Annotated in this window: 8 protein-coding genes; 6 read left to right on the forward strand and 2 right to left on the reverse strand. The window is 65.6% G+C overall.

Annotation, left to right across the window (positions count from 1 at the left end):
* Positions 1-5 precede the first annotated feature (5 nt).
* The 5 genes from rpsI (at position 6) to erpA (ending at position 3,332) form a co-directional block, all read left to right on the forward strand.
* Positions 6-398, forward strand: coding sequence for a 30S ribosomal protein S9 (rpsI, locus tag ACLFRB_RS05455; RefSeq protein ID WP_411067992.1), 393 nt, complete (start codon positions 6-8; stop codon positions 396-398).
* 129 nt (positions 399-527) lie between these two features.
* Positions 528-1,571, forward strand: coding sequence for an N-acetyl-gamma-glutamyl-phosphate reductase (gene argC / locus ACLFRB_RS05460; protein ID WP_411067993.1), 1,044 nt, complete (start codon positions 528-530; stop codon positions 1,569-1,571).
* A 7-nt stretch (positions 1,572-1,578) separates the two neighbouring features.
* On the forward strand, positions 1,579-2,382 hold the full coding sequence (locus tag ACLFRB_RS05465) for a DUF6776 family protein (protein ID WP_411067994.1): 804 nt from the start codon (positions 1,579-1,581) through the stop codon (positions 2,380-2,382).
* Positions 2,363-2,848 carry a bactofilin family protein gene (locus tag ACLFRB_RS05470; protein WP_411067995.1) on the forward strand — a complete coding sequence of 162 codons (486 nt, stop codon included), beginning with the start codon at positions 2,363-2,365 and terminating at the stop codon, positions 2,846-2,848. The genes ACLFRB_RS05465 and ACLFRB_RS05470 overlap by 20 nt, the downstream gene beginning before the upstream one ends.
* A 130-nt stretch (positions 2,849-2,978) precedes the next feature.
* Positions 2,979-3,332 carry an iron-sulfur cluster insertion protein ErpA gene (erpA, locus tag ACLFRB_RS05475; RefSeq protein ID WP_411067996.1) on the forward strand — a complete coding sequence of 118 codons (354 nt, stop codon included), beginning with the start codon at positions 2,979-2,981 and terminating at the stop codon, positions 3,330-3,332.
* A 101-nt stretch (positions 3,333-3,433) separates the two neighbouring features.
* On the opposite strand, the gene ACLFRB_RS05480 is transcribed toward erpA, so the two are convergent.
* Both ACLFRB_RS05480 and mgtE read right to left on the reverse strand, forming a co-directional pair.
* Complete coding sequence (locus tag ACLFRB_RS05480) at positions 3,434-4,540, reverse strand: M23 family metallopeptidase (protein WP_411067997.1); 1,107 nt, start codon at positions 4,538-4,540, stop codon at positions 3,434-3,436.
* A 578-nt stretch (positions 4,541-5,118) separates the two neighbouring features.
* A complete protein-coding gene (mgtE, locus tag ACLFRB_RS05485) occupies positions 5,119-6,480 on the reverse strand; it encodes a magnesium transporter (RefSeq protein WP_411067998.1) in 1,362 nt (453 codons plus the stop codon).
* 168 nt (positions 6,481-6,648) lie between these two features.
* Here mgtE and tyrS point away from each other — a divergent pair, with 168 nt between their 5' ends.
* Positions 6,649-7,851, forward strand: a complete 1,203-nt coding sequence (gene tyrS / locus ACLFRB_RS05490; RefSeq protein WP_411067999.1) for a tyrosine--tRNA ligase — start codon at positions 6,649-6,651, stop codon at positions 7,849-7,851.
* Positions 7,852-8,104: the final 253 nt, after the last annotated feature.

Below are 8,104 nucleotides of genomic sequence, written 5' to 3' on the forward strand. Positions count from 1 at the left end.
CGAGAATGGCACAGCAGCAATTCTACGGAACCGGACGCCGTAAGAGCTCCACCGCTCGGGTATTCTTGCGCCCCGGCAGCGGGGACATCCGCGTCAACGGCAAGAGCCTGGCGGATTACCTGCCCCGGGAGACGGCCCAGATGATCGTCCGTCAGCCCCTGGAGCTGACCGAGACCGGCGACCAGTTCGACATCAAGGTGAACGTGGACGGCGGCGGTCCCAGCGGCCAGGCGGGCGCCATCCGCCACGGGCTGGCCCGGGCGCTGCTGGAGTACAACCCCCAGCTTCGTCCCACCCTAAAGCGTGCTGGCCTCCTTACCCGGGACGCCCGCGAGGTGGAACGGAAGAAGATCGCCCACCGCAAGGCCCGTCGGAGCCCGCAGTTCTCCAAGCGGTGACCGGATCGGGAATCCCCGCGCGAGCAAAAGGCCACCGGCAACGGTGGCCTTTTGTCGTGCGCCCCCCCTGTGGTTTCATGGATGCCGATCGAACCGGGCATCCAGCGCGCCGAGGAGTAACAGACCGAAATGGAAACCGCCCTACGCGTGGGTATCTTGGGCGGCTCCGGGTACACGGGGGTGGAGCTCCTCCGGATCCTGGCCACCCACCCCCAGGCCGAGGTGGCTGCCGTAACCTCCCGCAAGGCCGCCGGCCAGCCGGTGGCCGAAATGTTCCCTTCCCTGCGGGGCTGGGTGGACCTTGACTTCACCGACCCCGACCCCGGGTACCTCGCGGAGCATTGCGACGTGGTCTTCTGCGGCGTCCCCCATGGCGTCGCCATGCACCAGGTCCCCGCTTTGCTGGAGCGCGGGGTGCGGGTGGTGGATCTCTCCGCCGATTTCCGCATCGCCGATCGGGCGACCTACGAGCACTGGTACAGCGAGACCCATGCCGCGCCGGAATGGCTGGAGCGGGCGGTGTACGGCCTGCCGGAGGTGAACGCCGAGGCCATCCGCGGCGCCCGGCTGGTGGCCAATCCGGGATGCTACCCCACCGCCGTGCAGCTGGCCTTTCTGCCCCTGCTGGAGGCGGGGGCGGTGGATGCCGAGGGGCTGGTGGCCGATGCGAAGTCCGGGGCCAGCGGTGCGGGCCGGGAGGCCAAGACCCACCTGCTTCTGGCCGAGGCCGCCGACAGCATGTCCGCCTATGGTGTGGCGGGCCATCGGCACCTTCCGGAGATCGAGCAGGGGCTGACTCGGGCGGCCGCGGGTCCCGTGGAGGTCACCTTCGTCCCCCACCTCGCCCCTATGATCCGGGGCATCCACGCCGACTGCTACAGCCGCCTCCGGGACCCGGAGGTGGACGTGCAGGGGCTGTTCGAGGAACGGTTCCAGGGCTCCCCGTTCGTGGACGTGATGCCGGCCGGTAGCCATCCGGCCACCCGGACGGTCCGGGGGAGCAACCTGTGCCGGCTGGCGGTGCACCAGCCCAAGGGGAGGAAACAGCTGGTGGTGCTTTCGGTGATCGACAACCTCGTCAAGGGGGCCGCGGGGCAGGCGGTGCAGAACATGAATCTGATGGCTGGGCTTCCCGAGGCCACCGGCCTCAATACGCCCCCCATGCTGCCCTGAGGCGGTCGTGGACCAGCGCTACGCCTCCCTCGTCCTTCTACTGCACCCCAACCGGGGCCGGCCGCGAACGCTCTATATCCGGCGCGTGGTTTTCTTCGCCCTGGTGACCCTTCTGGTGCTCGGCATCCCCGGTTCCCTATGGGGGGCCTTCCAGCTCGGCATGACTTGGCGGGTGCATAGTACCGAAGGACTGGAGTCGCGGGTGGAGGACCTTGAGAACCAGAAATCCAACATGGAGGACACCATCCAGGAGCTGCGCAGTCAGGTTGCCCATCTTGAATCGGACAAGGCGCGGCAGTCGGGGCAGCTTGAGAAGCTGCGCCAGGTGCTGAACCGCCTGGAGACCCGCAACAACGAGCTCCAAGACCAAGTGGCCTTTTACCGGAACATCCTTGATCCCGACAAGGCCCAACGCGACACAAGCGTCCAGGACTTCCGGGTGCGCCGGGTGGACGGCAGGGGCCAGACCTACGCCTATTCGTTCCGCCTGATCCAGGGGATTGCCAAGAAGGAGCCGGTGCGGGGGTTTGCCCGGGTGGTTGTCACCTATGTAGACGGGGAGGGCGAGGAGGAGACCCGGTTCTTCCCGGAGGGGTCCGAACAACGCAAGCGCGGGATGGACGCAGAATTCCGATATTTTCAGAATTTCCAGGGCCGCATCCAGCTTCCGGAGAATGCTCAGCCCGTCCGGGCTACGGTGCAGCTCTACGACCGCAATAGCCTGGGGGAGCTTCTCAGCCAGGCCCATGACTGGAATCGCCTGGTCCAGGCCAAGGAGAAGGAAGACGACGATGATTCACAAGAAACGTAAGGTGAACACGGGGGGGACCCTTGAGACCATGATCGGTGCGGGGACCACCATCAAGGGGGACATTACCTTCGAGGGGGGGCTGCGGATCGACGGCACCCTGGAGGGGACCGTGAGCGCCCCGGACGGGAGCGGCAGTCGCCTGGTTATTTCCGACCAGGCCGAGATCCGGGGGGAGGTAAAGGTCCCTAACGTAGTGATCAACGGCCGGGTGATCGGCAATGTGCACGCCAGTGAGCGACTGGAGCTGCACGCCCAATCGAGTGTGGATGGAGACCTGTACTACGAGGTGATTCAGATGGAGGAGGGCGCAGGGATCACGGGAACTTGTACCCATGTCTCCTCCACTAAGGAGGGGAAAATCGGCGGCCCCGGAACGGCTAAACAGATCACGGAAAAGCCCGGGCTCCTGGAAGGTGGTGGGGAGGAGACGGCCACGTCCGCCCCTGCGAAGACAGAGTCCGGGTAATCCCGGAGCATTTTGACATCCCCGGACGGATCCCATAGCTTGGCCAGACGCCCATTTTGACGCGATCCGGACGTATCTTGGAATATCCCTCTTGCGGAGGTAGCAAGCCATGGCCGAAGCCACGGTTGGCATGGAAGAGCAAAACGAGCAGATTCCCGATCCGATAGAACTTACCGATAGCGCCGTGGAGAAGCTCAAGGAGCTGATGGCGCAGGAAGGCAACCCGGATCTTATGTTGCGGGTGTTCGTCTCCGGTGGGGGGTGCTCGGGCTTTCAGTACGGGTTCACCTTCGACGAGAACCGCCAGGAGGCCGACACCGTTGTCGAGAAGGACGGGGTGACCATCCTCCTCGACATGATGAGCATCCAGTACCTGATGGGCGCCAGTATCGATTACAAGGAAGACCTGGAAGGCGCCCAGTTCATGATCAACAACCCCAACGCTACCACTACCTGCGGGTGTGGCTCCTCCTTTGGGGTGTAGCACCGAATTCGGCGCCACAGGGCGGAAGCGCACAAGAAAGGCCCGGCCTGGGGACTCAGGCCGGGCCTTTTCAGCTTTCGAGCGCCGGAGTCCGGGCCTGGCTATTCCGTAGCGGCCATCCGGGTATCCTCCTCGCCGATGGCCTCCAACCAGGCGGTCAGGTGGTGGCGCCGTCGGTCGAAGTCCGCGCGGTGCTCGTCGGGAAGAGGCTCCGCCTCGGGGAGCTCAACCGTGAGCGGGTTGCGGTGATTTCCGTTTACCCGGAACTCGTAGTGCAGGTGCGGCCCGGTGGCCAGTCCGCTCTGCCCCACGTAGCCCACCGTTTGCCCCTGTTTGACGCGCTGGCCCTTGCGGAACTTTCCGAAGCGGGACATGTGAGCATAGACCGTGGTGTACTGCCCGGCGTGGCGCAGCATCACCACGTTGCCATAGCCCCCCTTGCGACCACGGAAGACCACCCGGCCGTCCCCGGTGGCCCGGATGGGGGTGCCGGTGGGGGCTCCGTAATCCACTCCCTTGTGGGCGCGACGCTCTTCCAGTACTGGGTGATCGCGGTTATTGGTGAAGCGGCTGGTGATCCGGGTGACCTTCATTGGGTTGCGTAGAAAGGCTTTGCGAACGGACCGACCGGCGGGCGTGTAGTAGTCGCTGTTGCCGGCGGCGTCGGTGAACCGAATGGCCTTGTGGGACTCCCCCCGGGTCACAAACTCCGCGGCGAGGATGGGCCCGTTTCCCACCTTCTCGCCGTCCCGGTAGTACTCCTTGTAGAGTATCCGGAACCAGTCCCCCTTTCGCAGGTCATGGGCAAAGTCGATATCCCAGCCGAAGATGCGGGCCAGTTCCATGGTGATGCCCTCGGGCAGACCGGCCCGGGCGCCGGCCTCCAGTAGGCTCGTGTCGATCTCGGCGTGGGCGGTGCGGATCTGCTCGGTGCGGGGGTACTTCTCAATCGCGGCCTCGTATTCGCCCCCTTCTTGCCGCCGCCAAGCGAGGTATCTCCCGGAATCGATCCCGTAGCGGATCTCTTCCGGTTCCTCCTGGTCGTTATAGTGCACGCGGATGGTCCGGCCGGACCGCATGCGCTGAACCGGGAAGACGTCCTGGCTCGCCCGGGCGAGGGCCCAGGTGGTGCGAGCGCCCAGCCCGACACGCTCCCCCATCTGCGAGAGGGTCTCCCCCTTTTTCAGCTCGTAGACTTCCCATTGCATGGCCGACTCTTTTTCGGCAATGGGGTCGGCCGCCGTTTCCCCTGCTTCTGTTCCGGATTCGGCGGGACGTGTGAAGGCGAGCGGATTGGGTAGGGTGGAGGAGCCTTGCCCCGTACCGTTGCCGGGAGTCAGCGTCATCTGTTGCGGTCCGGAGCCGGAGCCGGAGCTTCCCTGCATGCCATCGGGAATCATTCCGAGTAGACCGGAAGCCAAAACCGTCGCTAGACCCAACCCAAGGAACCGGGCCTTCGGGGAGCGGGCCAGGCGCTGCAGGGTGGTCGGCTCCGGGGAGGCAAAGGGTGGGGATCCTGTCCCTGAAGGGTCCTTGGATAAGGGAGGGGGGTCCGAGAGATCCTTACGATTACGAAAGGTGCGCGACATTCCCGGTTGGTCTCCTGCTCCGGTGAGATGAGGCGGTGGCGCCCCTGTATACCTGATTTCCGAAGCCGGAGGAAAGGGGAATCCTGTAGTGCCGCGCTTGGGGTGGGCGTAGCTCCTGGATAGGGAAGGAAAAGTTACAGGGAACGGTTAGGGCGGGCGAAAACTGCGGGGAGGGCAGGCTTGCGACCCTGGCCGAGTCAGAACAGGAACCAGGAGGCCAGCCCGAGGAACAGGAGGAAGCCGATGGAATCCGTGAGGGTGGTGAGCAGACCGCCGGAGACGAGGGCCGGATCGAAGCCCAGCCGCTTCAGGGTGATGGGGATCGCCGAGCCCAGAATGCCGCTGACCAGCAGGATGAGAGCGAGGGAGACGCCGAAGACCAGGGCTAGGCCGGGGCTGCCAAGGATGGAGTAGGCCACCGCCGCACCGACCAGACAGAAAAAGAGCCCGATCAACAGGCCCACGCTGGCCTGGCGGGCGGTCACCCAGGCGGGCGAGGCCCCTTCCATGTGGCCCAGGGCCATGGCACGGACGATGATGGTGGCAGTCTGGACCCCGCCCATACCCCCGAGGTTGGCCACGATGGGCATGAGGGCGGCCAGGGCGGGTAGCTGGGAGATGCTGCCGCTGAAGAAAGAGACAATGGTCGCCGAGAGGATGCCGGCGACCGCGTTGGTGGTGAGCCAGGAGGCCCGGCGCCGGAAGGCCCGGAGGACCGGCTCGGTGAGGTCGGAGGCCTCGTTGATGTTGGCCAGCCGGTAGAGGTCCTCGGTGGCCTCCTCCTCCATCACGCCGAGGATGTCGTCGGCGGTGATCTGGCCGAGGATGCGGCCGGTGTCGTCCACCACCGGCAGGCTGTGCAGGCGGTGCTTCCGGAACAGGGAGGCGACGTGCTCCTGGTCCTCTTCGGGGGCGACGTAGAGGGGGTCCATGTTGGCCCCCTCCACCACGGGGGTGTGGAGCTCCAGGCGCAGGAGCTGAAAGATGGAGATCACTCCCGCCAGCACGCCGCGGTTGTCCACCAGGTAGATGTCCTGCAGCTCCTCCAGATCGCGCCCCACCTTGCGCAGCTCCGCCAGCACCTTGCGGGTTCGGGTCTTGGCGGGAACCACGAAGACCTCCCGCTGCATGCGGCCCCCGGCGGTGTCCTCCGGATAGGAGAGCAGGGGCTCCACCTCGGCCCGGTCCTCGAAGGAAAGCCCGGCGAGGACGCGGTCGGCGGCGTGGTCCTTCAGGTCCTGGAGGAGGTCGGCGGCCTCGTCCGAGTCCAGGCCCTGCACCACCTCCGCCAGGACGTCGGGGGGGAAGTGGTCCAGGAGGTGCTCCCGCAGCCGCCCGTAGCTCTCGCTGATCAGGGGGCCGATCTCGGGGGCCTCGTAGAGGTCCAGACAGCGGTCCCGCTCCTCCTCCCCGAACTGGGCTAGCACTTTGACCTGGTCCGCGGGGTGCAGGTCCTTGAGGATGGCCTCGACGGTGGTGAGGTCCCCCTCGTCCAAGGCCTCGCGGATGCGGTCCACCGGGTCCGTGCTGCTGGAGGGGGCGGGGAGATTCTGGCTCATGGAATCGTTTCGTCGGGTGACAGGGAAAGGGCGGTTCAGGACATCATAAACTACCCCACCATGGAACCTTGGCCCGGGGTTCGGCTATCCTACGGGCCTCTTGCAACCCCTAGCGATGAGGAAAACGCCTTGGCCACGTCCGGGGATCCGGTGAGTATCGACCAGCAGATGGCGGAGATCCGCCGTGGCGCGGAGGAGATCCTGGTGGAGGACGAGCTCCGGAAGAAGCTGGAGCGCGCCGCGACCGAGGGCCGGCCACTCACAGTCAAGGCCGGGTTCGACCCCACCGCGCCCGACCTCCATCTGGGGCACACCGTGCTCCTGCAGAAGCTCAAGGCCTTCCAGGATTTCGGCCATCGGGTCTTCTTCCTGATCGGGGACTTCACGGGGATGATCGGCGACCCCAGCGGGAAGAGTGCCACCCGCCCCCCGTTAACCCCCGAGGAGGTGCGGGCCAATGCCGAGACCTACGCCGCCCAGATCTACAAGGTGCTCGACCCCGACCGCACCGAGGTGGTGTTCAACTCCGAGTGGATGAACCCCTTCTCCGCGGCGGACATGATCCGGCTGGCCTCCCAGTACACCGTGGCCCGGATGCTGGAGCGGGAGGACTTCCATACCCGCTATACGGAAGGGCGGGCGATCGCCATCCACGAATTCCTCTATCCCCTGATCCAGGGGTACGACTCCGTCCACCTGGAGGCGGACGTGGAGCTGGGCGGCACGGACCAGAAGTTCAACCTCCTGGTGGGGCGGGAGCTGCAGCGCCATTACGGCCAGGCCCCCCAAGTCATCCTGACCATGCCGATCCTGGAGGGGACGGACGGAGTCCAGAAGATGTCGAAGTCCCTGAACAACTACATCGGCATCAACGATCCGGCGAAAGAGATCTTCGCCAAGGTCATGTCCATTTCCGACGACTTGATGTGGCGGTATTACGAGCTGCTCTCGGACCGCCCTCTGGGAGCGGTGGAGGCGCTGCAGCAGGAAGTGGCGGAGGGCCGCAACCCGCGGGACGTGAAGGTGGAGCTCGCGCGCGAGCTGGTGGGCCGCTTCGCGGGGGAGGACCACGTGGAGGAGGCCCAAAAGGCCTTCGAGGCCCAATTTCGGAACAAGCAGGTCCCCGAGGATGTCCCCGAGGTGGAGCTCACCGCCGAAGGGGACGAGGGGCTCCGCCTGCCCGCGGCCCTCAAAGGGGCCGAGCTGGTCGTCTCCACCTCCGAGGGTCTGCGCATGATCAAGCAGAACGCGGTACGGGTGGACCAAGAAAAGGAGCCGAACCGGGAACGGACCCTGCCCGTCGGCGGTCCATATTTACTGCAGGTGGGAAAACGCCGATTCGCACGGGTCTGGATCCGGGAGCCCCGATAGAGGGTGGACAAGGCCGGTGGGGATGCGTAGGCTTATCCGTTTCCGGTGGCCGGGGACGGTCTGGCCGGAGAGTCGGCGCGGCAAGGCTCGGTCGAAAAAATGCCGGAAAGGCCCTTGACCAGCGGCGCTCGATACGTAGAATACGCATCCGCATTGGGCGGGACGCCACGGCAGCGCAAAGGCCGGTCGCCGCCCGATTCGCTCTTTAACAATCTGGGATGAGGAAGCGTTGTAGGCTCTGTGGTTTGTGGGG

The organism is Thiohalorhabdus sp. (assembly GCF_046545655.1).
In the GTDB taxonomy this organism is placed as follows: Bacteria; Pseudomonadota; Gammaproteobacteria; order Thiohalorhabdales; family Thiohalorhabdaceae; genus Thiohalorhabdus.

What these genes read in the sequence shown, in the direction of transcription:
- ACLFRB_RS05470 (WP_411067995.1), top strand. Translation starts at nt 2,363, where the DNA reads ATGATTCACAAGAAACGTAAGGTGAACACGGGGGGGACCCTTGAGACC.
- rpsI (WP_411067992.1), top strand. Translation starts at nt 6, where the DNA reads ATGGCACAGCAGCAATTCTACGGAACCGGACGCCGTAAGAGCTCCACC.
- tyrS (WP_411067999.1), top strand. Translation starts at nt 6,649, where the DNA reads ATGGCGGAGATCCGCCGTGGCGCGGAGGAGATCCTGGTGGAGGACGAG.
- ACLFRB_RS05480 (WP_411067997.1), bottom strand. Translation starts at nt 4,540, where the DNA reads ATGCAATGGGAAGTCTACGAGCTGAAAAAGGGGGAGACCCTCTCGCAG.
- erpA (WP_411067996.1), top strand. Translation starts at nt 2,979, where the DNA reads ATGGAAGAGCAAAACGAGCAGATTCCCGATCCGATAGAACTTACCGAT.
- mgtE (WP_411067998.1), bottom strand. Translation starts at nt 6,480, where the DNA reads ATGAGCCAGAATCTCCCCGCCCCCTCCAGCAGCACGGACCCGGTGGAC.
- argC (WP_411067993.1), top strand. Translation starts at nt 528, where the DNA reads ATGGAAACCGCCCTACGCGTGGGTATCTTGGGCGGCTCCGGGTACACG.